Annotated in this window: 18 protein-coding genes and 1 pseudogene; 9 read left to right on the plus strand and 10 right to left on the minus strand. The window is 68.0% G+C overall.

All coding sequences use genetic code 11. The annotated features are described in order from the left end of the window. Positions 1-8: 8 nt before the first annotated feature. Together MBTS_RS21755 and MBTS_RS21760 are read left to right on the plus strand one after the other, a co-directional pair. Positions 9-818 (plus strand): trypsin-like serine protease, encoded by an 810-nt coding sequence (locus tag MBTS_RS21755; protein WP_244973613.1) that lies wholly within the window; start codon positions 9-11, stop codon positions 816-818. Positions 819-926: 108 nt separating this feature from the next. Beyond that, on the plus strand, positions 927-1,790 hold the full coding sequence (locus tag MBTS_RS21760) for a S1 family peptidase (protein ID WP_056143374.1): 864 nt from the start codon (positions 927-929) through the stop codon (positions 1,788-1,790). A gap of 50 nt (positions 1,791-1,840) precedes the next feature. Here MBTS_RS21760 and MBTS_RS21765 read toward each other — a convergent pair. From MBTS_RS21765 to MBTS_RS21780, 4 genes and pseudogenes are all read right to left on the minus strand, one after another. After that, positions 1,841-2,179 (minus strand): annotated as a pseudogene (locus MBTS_RS21765) (phage major capsid protein); the annotation flags it as partial. A gap of 501 nt (positions 2,180-2,680) precedes the next feature. Further along, positions 2,681-5,056, minus strand: a complete 2,376-nt coding sequence (locus MBTS_RS21770; protein ID WP_280529956.1) for a heavy metal translocating P-type ATPase — start codon at positions 5,054-5,056, stop codon at positions 2,681-2,683. Between the two features lie 32 nt (positions 5,057-5,088). Next, positions 5,089-5,445 carry a c-type cytochrome gene (locus tag MBTS_RS21775; RefSeq protein ID WP_192216457.1) on the minus strand — a complete coding sequence of 119 codons (357 nt, stop codon included), beginning with the start codon at positions 5,443-5,445 and terminating at the stop codon, positions 5,089-5,091. Between the two features lie 37 nt (positions 5,446-5,482). Next, complete coding sequence (locus MBTS_RS21780; RefSeq protein ID WP_192216458.1) at positions 5,483-5,710, minus strand: biotin/lipoyl-containing protein; 228 nt, start codon at positions 5,708-5,710, stop codon at positions 5,483-5,485. A 208-nt stretch (positions 5,711-5,918) separates the two neighbouring features. On the opposite strand from MBTS_RS21780, the gene MBTS_RS21785 reads away from it, so the two are divergent. From MBTS_RS21785 to MBTS_RS23555, 4 genes are all read left to right on the plus strand, one after another. Continuing rightward, positions 5,919-6,224: a hypothetical protein gene (locus MBTS_RS21785; RefSeq protein ID WP_238254208.1), complete on the plus strand. Its 306-nt coding sequence runs from the start codon at positions 5,919-5,921 to the stop codon at positions 6,222-6,224. A 326-nt stretch (positions 6,225-6,550) separates the two neighbouring features. Further along, entirely contained in the window at positions 6,551-7,993 is a 1,443-nt protein-coding gene (locus tag MBTS_RS21790; RefSeq protein ID WP_147832899.1) for a cytochrome ubiquinol oxidase subunit I, read from the plus strand. Positions 7,994-7,998: 5 nt separating this feature from the next. Beyond that, positions 7,999-9,012, plus strand: coding sequence for a cytochrome d ubiquinol oxidase subunit II (gene cydB, locus MBTS_RS21795; RefSeq protein WP_147832898.1), 1,014 nt, complete (start codon positions 7,999-8,001; stop codon positions 9,010-9,012). Positions 9,013-9,257: 245 nt separating this feature from the next. Continuing rightward, a complete protein-coding gene (locus MBTS_RS23555; RefSeq protein WP_210322918.1) occupies positions 9,258-9,635 on the plus strand; it encodes a hypothetical protein in 378 nt (125 codons plus the stop codon). 50 nt (positions 9,636-9,685) lie between these two features. Here the strand turns inward: MBTS_RS23555 and MBTS_RS21800 are convergent, their stop codons facing one another. The 6 genes from MBTS_RS21800 to MBTS_RS21825 form a co-directional block, all read right to left on the minus strand. Beyond that, complete coding sequence (locus MBTS_RS21800; RefSeq protein WP_147832897.1) at positions 9,686-11,293, minus strand: HWE histidine kinase domain-containing protein; 1,608 nt, start codon at positions 11,291-11,293, stop codon at positions 9,686-9,688. After that, positions 11,290-11,478, minus strand: coding sequence for a hypothetical protein (locus MBTS_RS21805; protein ID WP_147832896.1), 189 nt, complete (start codon positions 11,476-11,478; stop codon positions 11,290-11,292). The genes MBTS_RS21800 and MBTS_RS21805 overlap by 4 nt, the downstream gene beginning before the upstream one ends. A gap of 46 nt (positions 11,479-11,524) precedes the next feature. After that, positions 11,525-11,770 (minus strand): hypothetical protein, encoded by a 246-nt coding sequence (locus tag MBTS_RS21810; protein WP_147832895.1) that lies wholly within the window; start codon positions 11,768-11,770, stop codon positions 11,525-11,527. Positions 11,771-11,817: 47 nt separating this feature from the next. Further along, positions 11,818-12,387, minus strand: a complete 570-nt coding sequence (locus MBTS_RS21815; RefSeq protein ID WP_192216459.1) for a hypothetical protein — start codon at positions 12,385-12,387, stop codon at positions 11,818-11,820. A gap of 65 nt (positions 12,388-12,452) precedes the next feature. Then, complete coding sequence (locus tag MBTS_RS21820) at positions 12,453-13,268, minus strand: PRC-barrel domain-containing protein (protein ID WP_187273462.1); 816 nt, start codon at positions 13,266-13,268, stop codon at positions 12,453-12,455. 185 nt (positions 13,269-13,453) lie between these two features. Then, on the minus strand, positions 13,454-14,383 hold the full coding sequence (locus MBTS_RS21825; protein ID WP_147832892.1) for a LysR family transcriptional regulator: 930 nt from the start codon (positions 14,381-14,383) through the stop codon (positions 13,454-13,456). Between the two features lie 161 nt (positions 14,384-14,544). On the opposite strand from MBTS_RS21825, the gene MBTS_RS21830 reads away from it, so the two are divergent. The 3 genes from MBTS_RS21830 (at position 14,545) to MBTS_RS21840 (ending at position 16,282) form a co-directional block, all read left to right on the plus strand. Further along, positions 14,545-15,117, plus strand: coding sequence for an OsmC family protein (locus MBTS_RS21830; protein WP_147832891.1), 573 nt, complete (start codon positions 14,545-14,547; stop codon positions 15,115-15,117). Positions 15,118-15,242: 125 nt separating this feature from the next. Further along, entirely contained in the window at positions 15,243-15,473 is a 231-nt protein-coding gene (locus MBTS_RS21835; RefSeq protein ID WP_147832890.1) for a hypothetical protein, read from the plus strand. Positions 15,474-15,538: 65 nt separating this feature from the next. Next, positions 15,539-16,282 (plus strand): Crp/Fnr family transcriptional regulator, encoded by a 744-nt coding sequence (locus MBTS_RS21840; protein WP_187273461.1) that lies wholly within the window; start codon positions 15,539-15,541, stop codon positions 16,280-16,282. Positions 16,283-16,862 lie beyond the last annotated feature (580 nt).

Raw genomic sequence — 16,862 nt, forward strand, 5'->3', positions numbered from 1 at the left:
CCCCCCGGCTGGACCCCCCCGCCACCCAATGGCCCCCCGGCAGCCCCGCATCCTGCGCCCCGACGATGCCGGTGCACACGCCGCCGTTCGAGGACAGCACCATCACGGCCGAGCCGGCCGCCTCCGGCGCCTCGCGGCCGCCGATCACGGCACCGGCCGGCGCGGCCGTGATGGTGCTGTCCTCGAACGGCGGCGTGTGCACCGGCATCGTCGTGGCGCAGGATGCGGTGCTGACGGCGGGCCATTGCGTGGCGGTGGGCTCCCGCCGGGGCGGCGCGGAGCACCGGGTGCATTTTCGCGACGAGGCGGGCCAGCCGGTGCTGGTCGATCTCGCGGCCCGCGCGGTCCATCCCGGCTACGATGCCGGCGCCATCGCCGGGCGCCGGCGCTCCATCGATCTGGCCCTCATCCGCACCGCGACACCGCTTCCCGGCCGCTTCCGGCCGACCCCCCTGAGCACCGCCCTGCCGCGCGCCGGCGAGAGCCTCGTCCTCTCCGGCTACGGGGTGTCGAAACCGGGCGAGGCGCGCACCACCGGCACCTTCCGCAGCGCCGTCCTCCCCGTGGTCGAGCCCTACGGGCAGAGCCGCATCCTGGTCTGGATGAAGCCGTCCGGCGGCGCATCCGGCGCCTGCCAGGGCGATTCCGGCGGGCCGATCGCGACTACGCCCGGCGCGCCGCCACTGGCCGTCTCCGCCTGGGTCGGGGGCGGAGCATGTGGCTCCATCTCGCAGGGCGTCCTGCTGGGGCCGCAGCGCGAGTGGATCGACCGGGTTCTCGCCGGATGGGGCCGCTCCGCCGGCTGGTCCGCCCCCTGACGCCGCGCCGCCTCAGCGACGGAACCGGAGCTTGGCCGAGGGATTGCCTTAGGCTAGGCTTCATTCCAGGGACGTCCGGGGCTTTCAGCCGGGCGCGGGAGAGACACGATGTTCGCGACCGCGCTCCGCAGGGCCGTCGTCACGGCGCTGGTCGGGCTGATTCCGGCTCCGGCCTTTGCCGTGATCAACGGCGAAGTCTCGCGTGATCCCAATGGGTTGCGCGCCTCGGTGGTGCGCATCGAGAGCACCCAGGGCGAGATCTGCTCCGGCACGCTCATCGGTCCCGATCTCGTGCTGACCGCCGCGCATTGTGTCATGCACCAGGCCGGCTACAGCGTCGTCGCCGTCGACCGGTCATTCCGCCAGCGCCGCATCTCCGCCATCGCGGCGTCGATGCACCCCGATTTCGTGCCCGGCACCACGCCGGAGGATCAGCCCGGCATCGATCTCGCCCTCATCAAACTGTCCGAGCCCCTGGGGGCCGATTTCCAGCCCCTCGATCCGCGCGGCGGCGGGGCCATCGGCACCGGCGAGTCGGTGGACATCGCCGGCTTCGGCGTGGTGGCGGAGAACCGCCGCAACACCGCCCGCACCCTGCGGCAGGCGCATCTGGTCTCCATCGGCTCGCTCCAGGTCGCCAACACGGTCACGGTGGTGACCGACCGGCGCAAGCTCGCCGAGACGGCGGGAGCCGGCGCCTGCCTCGGCGATTCCGGCGGGCCGATCCTGCGCGGCGGTCCGGGCGGCTACCAGATCGTCGGCGTGGTCAGCTGGTCGAGCGGCGCCATGCGCCAGGACAAGCGCGCCCGCACCGCCTGCGGAGGCTTCACGGCGGTGACCCCCACCGGCCAGCATGCCGGCTGGATCACGTCGCGCGCCGCCGAGATGGCGCAGCTCTCCCAGAGCGAAGCCCCCGCGAGCTTCCGCCGCTCCAACCGCTCGGACTGGATGGCGCGGCCGGGACGGCGGTAGGGCGCTGCAAGGGCCGCCCCCAGGCTGTTTCGACCGGGGGGCAGCGAGACTCACGCGAACTTCAGCAGCTTGATCGCGTCGAAATCCTGCACGCCGCCGCCGACGCGCTTGGTCGTGTAGAACAGCACGTAGGGCTTGGCCGAGTAGGGATCGCGCAGGACGCGCAGGCCGGCGCGGTCCACCACGAGGTAGCCGCGCTTGAAGTCGCCAAAGGCGATGGACAGGCTGTTGGCCGCCACATCCGGCATCGCCTCGGCCTCGGCCACGGGGAAGCCGAGCAGGGTCGCGATCCTGTCGGCCGAGACCGGCGGCTGCCACAGGTAGTTTCCGTCGGCATCCTTCATCTTGCGGATCGTGCTCTGGACCTTGCGGTTCATCACGAAGCTGGCGTTCTATCGTTACCGAGGAAGAGAGACTCGTTTCCCGGGTAAGTGACTCACTTTACCCGATAGAAGCGGCTCGATTAGCTCTGTGGGCCAATGGCATGTGCTCGGGCCCTTTAAGGGGATCACGATCAGCATGGCGCTGAACCCGGCGATCAATATCACCAACATCACTGCTCTGCCGCGCAAATGGCAGATAATAACCGTACCTAATGATAGCCGACCCAATGATCCGTTTTCGAACACCAAAGTTCCGCGCAGTATCAACCTAAAGTAATGCATGGTCGCCCGTCATCTCTGGGGGGTGACCATGCATCGTATGAAGCAACGGACCCCTCAGCATGGCTCGGCCTCTTTAATGGGGCAGATTGCAAAGAGGTCGTCGTCGTTTGCCGCCGCTTCTCGAAGCGTTGGGACAGCTGTGTCGCCTGCCATGCCCGAAGCGCATCCCCATGGAAGTGGCAGTGATACTCGTGAGAACTTGACCAGCTTCGGGACATGCCTGTCTTACAGGCTCACAGCCCGGGGCCGTAGGGCATTTCCGATCACGCTGACTGAGGAGAGCGACATCGCCGCCGCCGCGATGATTGGGGACAGCAGCAGGCCGAAGGTCGGGTAGAGCACCCCGGCGGCGATGGGTATCCCGGCCGCGTTGTAGGCGAAGGCGAAGAACAGGTTCTGCCGGATGTTGCCCATGACAGCGCGCGACAATCGGCGAGCCCGCACGATGCCCGTCAGGTCTCCCTTGAGCAGCGTGATGCCGGCGCTCTCGATGGCGACGTCGGTGCCGGTGCCCATCGCGATGCCGACATCCGCCGAGGCCAGCGCGGGGGCGTCGTTGACCCCGTCACCTGCCATGGCGACGACCTGGCCCGCAGCCTTGTGGCGCTCGACCACCGCAGCCTTCCGGTCGGGTAGCACGTCGGCCTCGACCTCCTCGATCCCGAGCTGCCGGGCGACGGCCTCGGCGGTGGTGCGGTTGTCCCCGGTCAGCATGACGACGCGAATGCCCTCAGCCTTCAAGCCGGCCAGGGCCTCCGCGGTCGTGGCCTTCACCGGGTCCGCGATGGCGATTACGCCCGCCACCCGCCCATCGATGGCGGCATAGATCGCGGTGGCCCCGTCCCGGCGCAGCCCGTCCGCCACCGCGTCGAGGTCCGCTGTGGTGACGTTCTCCCCGGCGAGGAACTTCGCGTTACCGAGCAGGATGTGGCGGCCCTCGACCGTGCCGAGGGCGCCCTTGCCGGTGGGGGAGATGAACTCCGAGACCGCAGGAATCGTGAAGTTGCGTTTTTGAGCAGCCGCCACGATGGTGACCGCGAGGGGATGCTCACTCGACCGCTCTACGCCGGCCGATAGCCGCAAGATCTCCTCCTCCGAAAACCCGTCCGCAGGGACAATGCGGGTCACGGTCGGCTTGCCCTCGGTCAGGGTGCCGGTCTTATCCACGACCAGGGTCGTGACCTTTTCCATGCGCTCCAGTGCCTCGGCGCTCTTGATAAGGATGCCCATCCCTGCCCCGCTTCCGACGCCGACCATGATCGACATCGGGGTGGCCAGACCGAGGGCACAGGGACAGGCGATGATGAGCACCGAGACCGCCGCCACGAGCGCATAGGTGAACCTTGGCTCCGGTCCGAATGCCATCCAGGCCGCGAAGGCGAGGACCGCCACCCCGATAACGACGGGAACGAACCAGCCCGCTACCTTGTCGGCGAGGCGTTGGATCGGCGCGCGGCTGCGCTGGGCCTCGGTCACCATCTGGACGATGCGGGCCAGCATGGTGTCGCGGCCGACCTTGCGGGCCTCAATGATGAGGGCGCCGGACTGGTTGATGCTTCCGCCGACGACCGTCGCGCCGGCCTCCTTGGTGACCGGCATCGATTCCCCGGTGACGAGGGACTCGTCGACGGAGCTGCGGCCCTCGACCAGGACACCGTCGACCGGCACCTTCTCGCCGGGCCGCACGCGCAGGCGGTCGCCGACCGAGATGTCATCGAGCTCGACCTCGTCCTCCGTCCCATCTTCCCTAAGCCGGCGCGCGGTCTTCGGGGCCAGATCGAGGAGCGCACGCAGCGCCCCCCCGGTGCTCTCGCGAGCCCGAAGCTCCAGGACCTGCCCGAGGAGGACGAGGACCGTGATGACGGCGGCGGCCTCGAAGTACGTCGGGACGGCACCGGCATGGCCGCGCAGGGCCGCTGGAAACAGGCTTGGCAACAGTGTGGCCACCACGGAGTAGCCCCAGGCCACGCCCGTTCCGAGCGCCACCAGCGTGAACATGTTGAGCGAGCGCAGGACGAGGGATTGGTATCCGTGCACGACGAACGGCCAACCCGCCCAGAGCACCACCGGGGTGGCCAGTGCGAACTGGATCCAGTTGGAGTTCCGCTGCCCGATCCACTCCATCAGGCCCGTGAGATGCCCGCCCATCTCGATGACGAAGACCGGTAGCGTCAGGACCAGCGCGACCCAGAACCGCCGGGTCATGTCGACCAGCTCCTCGTTCGGACCGTCGTCCAGGCTCATGGTCGCCGGCTCCAGGGCCATGCCGCAGATCGGACAGGCGCCGGGACCGACTTGATGGACCTCGGGGTGCATCGGACAGGTGTAGTCCGTGCCCGGGGGCATCGGGACCGCCTTCGCCTCTGCCTTGACAGGGTGGAGATAGCGCTGCGGATCGGCCTCGAACTTCGTGCGGCAGCCATTCGAGCAAAAGTCGTACGAATGTCCGTCATGCACCGTCCTGTGCATGGCGGTTCCCGGGTCCACCGCCATGCCACAGACCGGGTCCCTGACCGGGCTGGAGCCATCGTTCACCTCTGGACGCAGACCAGCATGCACGTGGCCTGCATGCGCATCATGCTCGGCGTGAAGCAGGGTCATCTGAGTGATTTTCCGCATGCCTCCCCCGAGGATCAACGACCTTTGGGTTCGGCGGCCTTGAGGCTGAGGATGTAGTCGATGACCGCATCCATCTCGTCCCGGTCCAGCCTCACGCTCGGCATGCTCGGGTGTTGGCTCCGGAGGAAGACGTTGAGCGCCATACCCGTGGTCGACGGCATGGCGGCCACCGCCGTGAAACTCGGGCCGGCGAAGATGCGTGTCCCGGCGCCCTTGCCGATAGCATGGCACTGGCTGCATTGCTGGGTGGCCAGTGTCCAACCCCGAATGCGGTGGTTCTCGACGGGGCCGGCCAGTGCCTGCTGGGCGATGGCAACGGACAGGACGGTGGCGAAACCCAAACCCCATCCGTGGGTCAGCGTCCCGGTCATGCCGTTGTCCTTATGTCGATGGTACCGGAGCGGCGCGTCATCGCGCATTGACCGCGGCGATGATGCAGCCGGGGTCGACCAGGTCGCCTGCGGGCGCCATGATCGACACGTGGCCCTCCGCGGAGGAGACGATGTCGTGCAGCGACTCCCCGATCCGGACAGCCGCCACGGCCTCGCCCTCCCGTACCCTGGCCCCGTCCTCGACGAGCCAGCGTTCCAGCATGCCCGTGGACCAGAGTGCTTCCGAGACGCGAATATCCGGCATGGTTTCCTGACTTTCGGGCACCCCGGCATCGGGCACTCGAAGGCACTTGAGCCCAAATCGTCCAGGCGCGCCTTGATCTGGATCACAGCCGCCCGGCCGGTTCGACGAAAGCCCGACGAGGCAGCCGCCGCATCTACTTGACGCAGGTCAAGGATCTCGGTCGCAGCCGGTGCGATGGCTGGCCCGTATCCCCCAGCGGAAGCGCGGCATGCTCATCGCCATGACGGCCAGCGTCATCCTCGTCGTCACCACGATCCTGGTGCTCTACGAGACCCTGCGCCTGACCTCGGAGCATATCGTAGAGCTGCCGGTTCCACCCCGGGTCCGCATCCTGGGCGTGGTGCTGATGACCTTCGTCGGGCACACGGTCGCGGTGTGGATCTACGCTGGCGCCGACTGGCTCCTGGTGCTCTGGATCGGGGAAGACGCCTTCGCGGGAACGCCCGTCAAGACCTTCCTGGACTGCCTCTATTTCTCGGTCGTCACCTACACGTCGCTGGGCTTCGGCGACTAGGTCCCGACATCCCACACCCGCATGATCGCCGGCGTGGAGGCCCTCAACGGACTCCTGCTGATCGGTTGGTCGGCCTCGTTCACCTACCTGGCGATGGAACGGTACTGGCCGCTTCACGGAGGAAAACCTACGCGGCGAGAGACCTCCATCGTTACGGCTAACAAGGGCGAGGTTGCGAGGGCACGCTTATTCACACGGATGCCGAAGCAATCGCGCGGCCGAGGTGATCCCGGCCGTCCTTGATCCAGCGCAAAGCGCCGGGCGACGGATAGGGGCAGCGTGCCCGGGACCGATCCGGGAGCGTCCCTGGACGCCCGGAGAGCCCGATGCCTTCCCTGACCTTGCCGAGCGCGGTGGACCTCGCACGCACCCAGTTCGCCCTGACCATCGTCTGGCACTTCCTGTTCCCGGCCTTCACCATCGGCCTGGCGAGTTTCCTCGCCGTCCTGGAAGGACGCTGGCTGCTCACCGGCAGGGCCGTCTACCTCGACACCTACCGCTATTGGCTCAAGGTTTTCGCGGTGGCCTTCGCCATGGGCGTCGTGTCGGGACTGGTGATGTCCTACCAGTTCGGCACCAACTGGTCGGTCTTCGCGGATCGCACGGGACCGATCCTGGGGCCGCTCCTCGGCTACGAGGTGCTCACCGCCTTCTTCCTGGAGGCGGGCTTCCTCGGCGTCATGCTCTTCGGGCTGGAGCGCGTCGGCCCGCGCCTGCACTTCACGGCGACCTGCCTCGTCGCCGTCGGCACCTTGATGTCGGCTTTCTGGATTCTCTCAGCTAACTCCTGGATGCACACCCTCACCGGCCACACGATGGGAGCGGACGGTCGGTTCGCCCCCGCCGACTGGTGGGCCATCGTCTTCAATCCGTCCTTTCCCTACCGGTTCGCCCATACGGTGACCGGCGCCTACCTGACGACTGCAATGATCGTGGGTGCGGTCGGTGCCTTGCACCTCCTGCGCGACGGCAAGAACTCCCGCGCCCGGGTGATGTTCTCCATGGCCATGTGGATGGCCGCCATCGTCGCCCCAGCGCAGCTGGTCATCGGCGACCTGCACGGCGCCAACACCTACGAGCACCAGCCCGCCAAGGTCGCGGCGATGGAGGGGCATTTCGAGACCCAAAGTCGGGCCCCCGCCCTGGTGTTCGGATGGCCCGACGACGAGGCCGGGGAGACGCGTGGCGCCCTCGGCATCCCGGGACTGGCCAGCCTCTACCTCACGCATGACCTGAACGGCACCGTGAAGGGGCTCAAGGACATGCCCCGCTCGACCTGGCCGACCAACCTCCCGCTGGTGTTCTGGTCGTTTCGGATCATGGTCGGGCTCGGCATGCTCATGATCGCCCTCGGCCTCGCCTCCCTTTGGCTGCGGTGGAAGGGCCGGCTCTACGACGCCACCTGGTTCCAGCGCTTCGCGGTCGCCATGGGACCGTCCGGCCTCATCGCCGTCACCGCCGGCTGGACCGTCACCGAGACCGGCCGACAGCCCTTCACGGTCTACGGCCTGCTGCGCACCGCCGACAGCGTCTCGCCGGTCGCCGCCCCTGCAGTCGCGGCTTCGCTCGCCGCCTTCGCGGTGGTCTACCTCGTCGTGTTCGGGGCGGGCATCTGGTACCTGCTCTACCTCTTCAACCAGACCCCGCACGTCCATGAATCGGGACCGCCAACCGGCGTGCCGGTCCGCACCGCCGGCATTACCCCGGCGCCGGCGCTCGACACGCCGCACCACGGCGCCAGCCGTCCCGCCTTCCAGCCCGCGGAGTAGTCCCCATGGACATCGATCTCACCCTCGTCTGGGCCCTCCTCATCGCCACCGCCGTCTTCCTCTACGTCGTCATGGACGGCTTCGACCTCGGGATCGGCATCCTGTTCCCGGCCATCCGCGATAAGGCCGACCGGGACGTGATGGTGAACACCGTCGCCCCGGTCTGGGACGGCAACGAGACCTGGCTCATCCTCGGCGGCGGCGGCCTGTTCGCGGTGTTCCCCCTGACCTACGCCACGTTGCTGCCGGCCCTCTACATCCCGCTCACCCTGATGCTGCTCGCCCTGGTGTTCCGCGGCGTCGCGTTCGAGATGCGTTTCCGGACTGCGACCCAATTGTCCCAGACGGCCTGGGACAGCGCCTTCTCAGCTGGAAGTTTCGTCGCCGCCTTCTGCCAGGGGATCTGCCTTGGTGCCCTAGTGCAGGGGGTCAGGGTCGAGGGGCGGTCCTATGCCGGTGGATGGTGGGATTGGCTGTCGCCGTTCTCCATCCTCACCGGCCTCGCCCTGGTGGCGGGCTACGGGCTGCTGGGAACCTGCTGGCTGATCTGGAAGACCGAGGGCGAACTCCAGCTTCGGGCCTACCGCCTCGCGCGGGGATTCGGGGTGGCGACCCTCGTCGCCATCGCCGTCGTGTCTCTGGCGATGCCGCTTCTGAGCCCCGCCTTCCGGGGTCGTTGGCTGACCTGGCCGGCCATGGCTTTCGTCACCCCGGTCCCGGTCTTGGTCGGCCTTCTCGGCTGGCGCCTGCGCAACGCGCTCGACCGGCGCGAGGAGGTCATGCCCTTCCTCTGCGGGCTCGGCCTGTTCCTGCTGTCCTATGTCGGACTCGGCATCAGCCTGTTCCCGATGATCGTGCCGCCCTCAGTGACGATCTGGGATGCCGCCACTCACCCGAGCAGCCAACGCTTCCTCCTCGTTGGGACGGTCGTGCTGCTGCCGATGATCCTCGGCTACACGGCCTACGTCTACTGGCTGTTCCGCGGCAAGGTCACCGCCGGCGCGCCGGGCTACCATTGAGGACAGCGCCATAACCATTCCGATCCCGATCCGTCGCCTCGTCTGGTTCGTAACGCTATGGGGCGGCGGCATCGCCTTCCTTACGGCTGTCGCCCTGCCGCTGCGCTGGCTGCTCAAGGTCGTCTGACCGACATCGCGTGGTCGGGGACCTTTGCGCCGACCATCGAGGCCTCGATGGCGCGGGAAGCGAACCAGCGGTGGATGCTGTCCCCCCGAAGCGTCCAAGATCGGTAGTGACCGATTGTATGAACCATTCTCACCCACGCCTTTCAGGCTCGCATCAAGATACGGTTCTGACGTATATCAAGGTGGTGGGCGATGAAGCGGCCGAACGGCACTTGAGCCTTGCTACGACGCCGACGCGCGAACGTCTCATAGACACGTTCCAGGGCAAGAACCCGTTCAGCGGGTGTGGAGCAAGACGCCTCAAGAGCGTTGATCGCAGTCTCAACCCTCGAAATTACTGTGGTGTCGGTGATCTCAGACGCGGCATCGATCTCGCGGACGCAGATGCAGACTGGTGTCATTTGCACGGTATCGCACATATCTACGGCATCGCGGAAGGTATGCGCTCGAAAGCAGCTTCGGCAGCGGGGTACCAAGCGTCAGATTTCCTCCACTAGGGAGGGCGGAAGGGGTCGAACGGCGGGCCCTCGATCAGGCCGTCAGGCCGTCAGGCCGGCGACCGGGACTGGTCCGGGCGACGGATATCGGGCATGCGGGCCTCGGCGATGAAGACGACGCCGTCGGGCCGGTAGTCGATCTCCGCCCGGCCCTGGAGTTCGTCGGCCAAGGCCCGCTCGATCATGCGCGAGCCGAAGCCGCGCCGGGTCGGCGGGCACACCGGCGGCCCCTCGGACTCCCGCCAGGTCAGGCGCAGCGTCTCGGGCCGCAAGCCGTCGATGATGTCCCAATCGAGCAGGATGCGACCGACCTCGCTGGTCAGCGCGCCGTACTTCACGGCGTTTGTCGCGAGTTCATGGAAGGCCATGGAAAAGGCCAGGGCGAGCCTCGGGGTCAGCATCACCTCCGGCCCGCGGATCGTGATGCGGCGGTCGCCCTCGGTCCGGAATGGCGCCAGGGCTGTCGCCGCCACGGCGGCCAGCGTCGCGCCATCCCAACTCTCGCGCGTGAGCACGTCGGTCGCCGCGGCCAGGGAATGGATGCGGCCCTGGATGACGTCGCGGGTCTCCTGCGGCGACATGTTCGCCCGCAGGGTCTGGGCGACGATGGACTGGACGGTCGCCAAGGTGTTCTTGACGCGGTGGTTGAGCTCGTTGGCGAGCAGCGCGCGATGCGCTTCCGCATGCTTGCGCTCGGTGACGTCGAGGGCGATGCCGGCCAGCCGCGATGGCGCCCCGTCGGCCCCGTAGAACGGCTGCCCGCGGATCTTGAGCCACCGCACCTCGCCGGTTGGCTTCACGATCCGGTACTCGACATCGTAGTCGCCGTGCCCAGCGATGCACTCCGCGACGGCCACGTCCCGCCGGGCACGGTCGTCCGGGTGGATGAGGGTCTCGTACTCGGCTCGGCTCAGCGGGTCCCCGGGATCTCGACCGAGGGCGAGCTTGAAGGTCTCCGACGCGACGAAGCGCATGTCGGCGAGGTCCAGGCTCCACGAACCGAGCCGCCCGGCCTGGAGTACGAACCGCAGGCGCTCCTCGCTCCGGGACAGGTCACGGGTCCGACGCTCGACCTCGCGCTCCAACGCCTCGCGGTCTGTCTCCAGACGGGTCAGGCGGGCTTTCTCGGAGGTGACGTCAACCTGGGAGGCGACGAAGTAGGTCAGCGCATCGCCTTCGAACACCGGGGACAGATAGATCCGGTTCCAGAACAGGCTTCCGTCCTTGCGGCGGTTGAGGAGTTGGGCCTCGACCGGGACGCGCCCTTCGATGGCCTCGCGCAGGCGTCCGATCTCGACGGGGTCCGTATCCGCCTCTTGGAGGAATCGGCAGTTGCGCCCGAGGATCTCGTCGCGCCCGTAGCCGGTCAGGGTGCAGAAGGCATCGTTGGCGAAGACGATGGGGTTGTCGTCCTGCAGCGGGTCGGTGATCACCATCGCCATCTGTGACGCGCGCACCACCGCGGCGAACGGGTCGGTGCCATCGACAGTCCGGGCTATCTCCCTGACGATCCGGTCGTGCTCCCGATGCACCCCAAGCCCTTGGATGCCGAGCGATGTCTCGATGGCATGCGCGCAGGATGCCTCGTACTCGCACGTCGCCGGCGGTCCCCTCGCCAGGGCAACGCCGGGGGGCGGGATCTTCGTATCGGCGGTCATCCGATCTCCGGCGGTGAACCGGACGGGACGCCGAGCGGCTCGTTGGACGGAGGCATCTCCTCCGGGCCGTAGTCGGGCACACCACGCGGCTCGGGCAGCGGGCTGTGGTCGGGCTGCGGGGGATGGGCCGGCGACTGGTCGGGAAACGTCGGGTTCGGCCGGTCTGGGAAATTCGGGTTCGCCATGAGGATTCCTCGTCTCTGGTGGCAGGGAAACCGACGCGCGCAAGCGTCAGCCCATGAAATGCCAGGCCGCCTCGGACCTCGTCCGCTCGTCGGAGACGACGCCATCGGGGCGAAGCCCGACCTCGTCGATCCGGGCCTTCTCGGAGTGGTCGAGGGCGAGGTCCCGCTCCTTCGCGGCTGCGGCGTGCTCGCCTTTTTCGAGATGCCTGGCCGAATGCCGGTAGTGGGCCGCGGCCCGGTCATGCTGGTGCGCGGCTTCCTCGCAGGCGCGGGACATCTTGCTCATTGCCATCGTCGTTCTCCCTTGAGGTGGCGTTTGGAAGCCGCGTCCGGCCGTCGTCAGCCGCGAACCTGGCTCTGAGCCATGTCGCGGTCCCAGGTGGTCCTGGCGGCCTCGCGGGCGGCACGGGCGGCGTTCGCGGTGGCCGTTGCCGCCCGAACGATGGATGCCCGCGCCGCGGATGCCGCCCGACGCATCGCCGCCATGTTGGAACTGATCGAGGCCGCCATGGCATCCTTCGACTTCCGCACCGCCGCCTGCGTCGCCTCGACCGACTTCCGCGCGGAATCGGCGGCCTTGTGCATCGAGGCGTTCGCCGACACCCCCGCCGCCCTGTTGGCCTCCGCGATCTTGGTCTTGGCACGCGTAGCCGCGTCCGCCGCCTCGGTGACGAGCTTCCCGATCATGTCGGCGGATTGCTTCGGGGCGTCCCTCACCGCCGCCTTCGAGGCCTGCAGCGCGAGCCGGGCCGCCTCGCGGGCCGCATCGGCTGCCTCGTTCGCCTCGCGGCCGGCCTCGCGCATCGTCGCCGCGGCATCCGCGGGGGGGGGCATTGGCGCCCGCGCCTGGACCGTGGTCATCATCGCAAGGGCGAGGAAGGTCGCCGTGAGTGTCGTCATCTTACACATGGTGAAAATCCAATCTTGGGTCCGGGGGATGGGGGCAGCAATCGTCGGCCGGCCGATACGCGGGCTCAGTCCGTCCGCGGGGTCCTGGCGGCGGCGCTCCAATAAGCGTCCGCCTTCGCCGTCTGCCGGGCGAACGGCTCCGCCCTCACGAACCTGCCCTCGACGATGCGGGGGGCCTGGTCCATGGCGTCCTTGGTCGTGTCGAGGACGAGGATATTCAGGTTCGGCGAGACCTTGAACTGGTCCCACGGCACCGCGACGTGGCGTTCGCCGAGACCGAAGACGCCACCGCGGGCGATGACGAGGTAGGCGATCTTGCCGCCCTCGGCCCCCATGACGATGTCGTCGACGCTGCCGAGCGCGACGTTGCCGGGGGTTCGCACCTCGCTCCCGAGCAGGTCGTCCGACCGGAAGGCGGCGACCCGCGTCATGACCGGCTGCGCTAGCGAAAGCTCCTGCTTGCGGAAGCCCAGCGCGTTCGCGACCCGGAGGTCACGGCCCTGCATGTCGGTCTTGTACGCCTCGTAGCTCGACCGGATCTGGACGAGCACGTCCTCGCACGGCTGCTGCCTGCCGTGGCGCGCCAGGATGTCGGCGGCCGAGAGGAGCACCCGGACCTCGTATCCGGGCCGGGCGTTCGCGTACCCCACCATCGCGGACGCGGCCCCCATGGCCATGCCGGCGTTCCCGGTCATGCCGCCGAACCAGTAGCCGCCGAGGGGATAGCCGTAGCCGTAGCCGGACCCGCCCAGCCAGTAGCCGTCCTTCTCCATCTGCGCGTCGAAGGCCTTGAGGTGGTCGAGGCAGACCTGGGCCGGCCTGGCCTCCGTCTCGGCCATGGGTCCAGCCTTCGGCTCCTCGGCGGCGCGGAGCGGGGCCATCAAGAAGAGCGTAAGGACCGCCCCGAGGGCGACGGATCTGGCTGGTCGTTGCATGGTCGTGTTCCGGGATGTCGGGCGATCAAAGACTGTTCGCCCCGTCCATTCCTCCCGGTTTGACCCGTCGGCCCCCTCAATGCTTTGTCCTGGATCAAGGCCGGTCCACGTTGGTCAGTGGAAGCGGGCCATCAGGTGCCGACGTCGCGTACCTCCTCGTCGTTCGCGCCGGGGGGCTGCAGCAGGTGTTCGAGCGCCTGGATACTCTCCGTGATGTGCGTGAGCACCGTCCGTATCCTCGGGGTGTCGCGGTTGTCCTTGTGGACCAGCAGGAGGACGTCGGCGCTGGGCGGTTCCGTCGGCACGTCCATCCGGACGAGCCGGGGTTCCTCGTCGCCGCGGAACCGGGCGAGGCAGGCCAGCCCCCCGCCGTTGGCGGCCGCCAGCACGGCGGCCTCGTGGCTGCTGGTCTGCAGGACGACGCGCGACCGTGAGGCCATCTCGGTCAGCCAGGCCGACTGCGTCATCTCCTGGCTGTCCTCCATCTGGGTGATCAGGTGATGGTCCGGGCAGCCGTCGTCGAAGTTCAGGTCGCCGCGCTCCTTGATGTAGTCCGACGTGGCGTAGAGGCCGAAGGCGATGCCGCCGATGCGCCGCACCACGAGGTCGTTCTGCTCGGGCTGCCGCATGCGGACCGAGATGTCCGCCTCGCGCATCGCCAGGCTGAGTTCCCGCGGGTTGGGAATGAGCTCGATCATGATGTCCGGGTGCCGGGAATGCAGGCCGGCAAAGCTCGGGGCGAGGAGGTGCGCGGCCATCGTCTCGGCACAAGTTACCCGAACCAGCCCCCGCAGGTGGCTGTCGCGGCCGGTGACGTCCCGCTCCAGCGCGAGGGCCTCGGTCTCCAGGCTCTCGGCCTTCCGCCGAACCTCCTCGCCTGCAAGCGTTGGCACGTAGCCTTCCGGGGTGCGGTTGAGCAGGCGCACGGCAAGCGTCGCCTCCAACGAGTTGAGGCGCCGCCCGACGGTCGATTGGGAGACGTGGAGCACCTTGGCGGCCGCCGAGAGGCTGCCGTGTCGCGATAAGGCCAGGAAAAATCTCAGATCATCCCAGTCCAGCATCCGGCATACCTCGTCAATTCCGCAGTCCTCGTCGTCATATTTGGTTGCCGCCGGGAACGCCGAAGAGCCTAAACTAGAAATCGTGCATCACCTATTCGGGAAATTACGCCGGATAATTAGGGCGGATAATCTCGCCAGCAAAACAAACGACGGAAATATTCATGGTCAAGCCACCACCGACTCCCGATATCCCACCGTCCCTGGGGGGCAAACGCGCGCTCGATTTCGTCGTCGCGCAGGCCAAGGCCGACCCGAGCGCCGTGCGCACCCTGCGCTGCCGCACGGTGGCGCAGGGTCGGCTGAGCCAGCTCAACTACATCCGGGACCTGCCGCCGCAGCCGGTGATGGAGGACGAGCCCGAGGGCATCCTCGGCGAGGCGGCGGCGCCCAACGCCTCCGAGGCCCTGCTCGCCGCCCTGGGGTCGTGCCTCTCCATCGGCATCCACGCCAATGCCCTGGCCCGGGGCATCCCGATCCGCTCTCTGGAGCTCAGCGTCGAGGCCGACATCAACATGACCTCCGTATGGGGCGCCGGCGACCTCCATCCGAAGACCATCGGGTTCGAGAGCATCCGCGTCGCGGTGTCCATCGACGCCGATGCGTCCCGGAAGGTGCTGGCGGCGATGATCAAGCACACGGTCCTGTGGTCGCCGGTGGCGAACACCCTTCACAACCCGGTCCATCTGGACGTGGGCCTGACCCCTGCGACACCTGCCGTCCCCGCTGCGGCGTAAACCGGAGGAAAGACTTGCGCGATTTCGCGTCCCTGGTCCTCAATTCTGAAACAGTGCTTTAAGGTCGCTGCCGCGTTACCCCCGTAGATGAAGCCTGGACTGCAAATACTCAGGATAGGGTCTGGATGTTCGAAGCCGATGCCTTTTCCGTACTGGCCAGAGCGGTCGTCGGCGCCGGCGGGCGAACGGCGGATGGCCAAGCATGGGACGATGCCACGGTCGGCCTGGCGGCGGGTGTCCTGCAACGCGCCTTCCGGCTCGACGTGGATGCACGGGACGCCTTCCTTGAACTCGCCCGCAGGGAGGAACGGCTCCTGGCGACTGAACGCTGGCGGGGTTGCCGCGGCGACGCGTGATGCCATGAGGCGGTGATTGACAGGCCCACCGTGAGAGGCCGTCCCCAAGCGGAAGGACAGATTCCATGTCGATCCATTCCCTACCCATCGTTTCGACGGCCAGGCCACCCGTACCGGTCATGCCGTCCTTCGTGGGGGACGGTTTCAACCGGGTCCGTCTCGTCAGCCTGTCGACCGCCCTGCCGTTGGCGGAGCGCGACACGCTGGAACCCCTGAGCCGGCGGGTGTCGCTCGACCAGAAGGAGACGCTGTTCAGCCAGGACGAGCCCGCCTGCTCGGTCTTCATCGTCACGTCCGGCGCGTTGCGCCTCTATCGCATCCTGCCCGACGGACGCAGGCAGGTCACCGGCTTCGCCTTCCCGGGGGATTTCCTGGGGCTGTCGATGCTCGACCGTTTCGCGGTGTCGGCGGACGCCCTCGGCCCTGTCACCGCCTGCCGGTTCGAGCGGCTGGCGTTCAGAAACCTGGTCTTCGGACAGCCGGGCCTGATGATGCACCTGCACGAGATCACCGGACAGGAACTGTCGCGGGCCAAGGACATGATGATGCTGCTCGGGCGGCGCACCGCGGATGAGAGGATCGCCTCCTTCCTGACCGGGTTGCAGGACCGCTACGTCCGGATCGGCCGGTCCTCGGTCACCCTCGAACTGCCCATGGGCCGCCTCGACATCGCCGACCATCTCGGCCTGACCATCGAGACGGTGAGCCGGACCCTGTCGCGCCTCGACCGGGATGGCTGCATCCTGATCGTGCCGGGCGGGGTCCGCCTTATCGACCAAGCCCGCCTCGACCGGATGTCGGCCCACTGAGGTTCGGGGCTGCAGGGTACCGGTACACCTCCCGGCCCCGGTCCATGATGGCGACCGCCACAGCGACGGCGCCCCCGGTCACCCTTGCCGCGCCGGACCAAGCCCGCGCTTCCTGCCGTGCCGGCCGCAGCGCGGAGGAATCGAGGAAGTAGGCAGGCTCACCGGCCCGCCGCTTGGGGTCCGGCCCGCCGTACAGAAGCTGCGTCGAGAACGTCACGACAGAACCCCTCAACGCGACGGCGGACGGACGGGCGCCTGATGTCCCGCCACCGGGATTTCTCGCCGTATCCGCCGCGTCCCTTCATGCTCCCCGTCGCGGCCGGCTCCTGTGGCCTGATCTCGCTCGGCACGACATCCCGGGACAGTGGCATGTTCGGTCCGTTGGAACGGGCCTGGCGGCCGAGGTCGGAGGCCGCGTGGGCGGTCATCGCGGCCCCGAAGGTCCCGAGCACCGCGAGCGTCGTCATCAGTCGTGTCATCCGGATCTTCCCTTCGCAGGCGAGGCGAACGACCGGGCCTCGATACGCATGGGCCAGGTTCGAGGTGGAGCATGCCCCGCGTCTAAGAGCGCCTAACAGAA

The sequence above is a fragment of the Methylobacterium bullatum genome, from assembly GCF_014845095.1.
Classification (GTDB): domain Bacteria; phylum Pseudomonadota; class Alphaproteobacteria; order Rhizobiales; family Beijerinckiaceae; genus Methylobacterium; species Methylobacterium bullatum.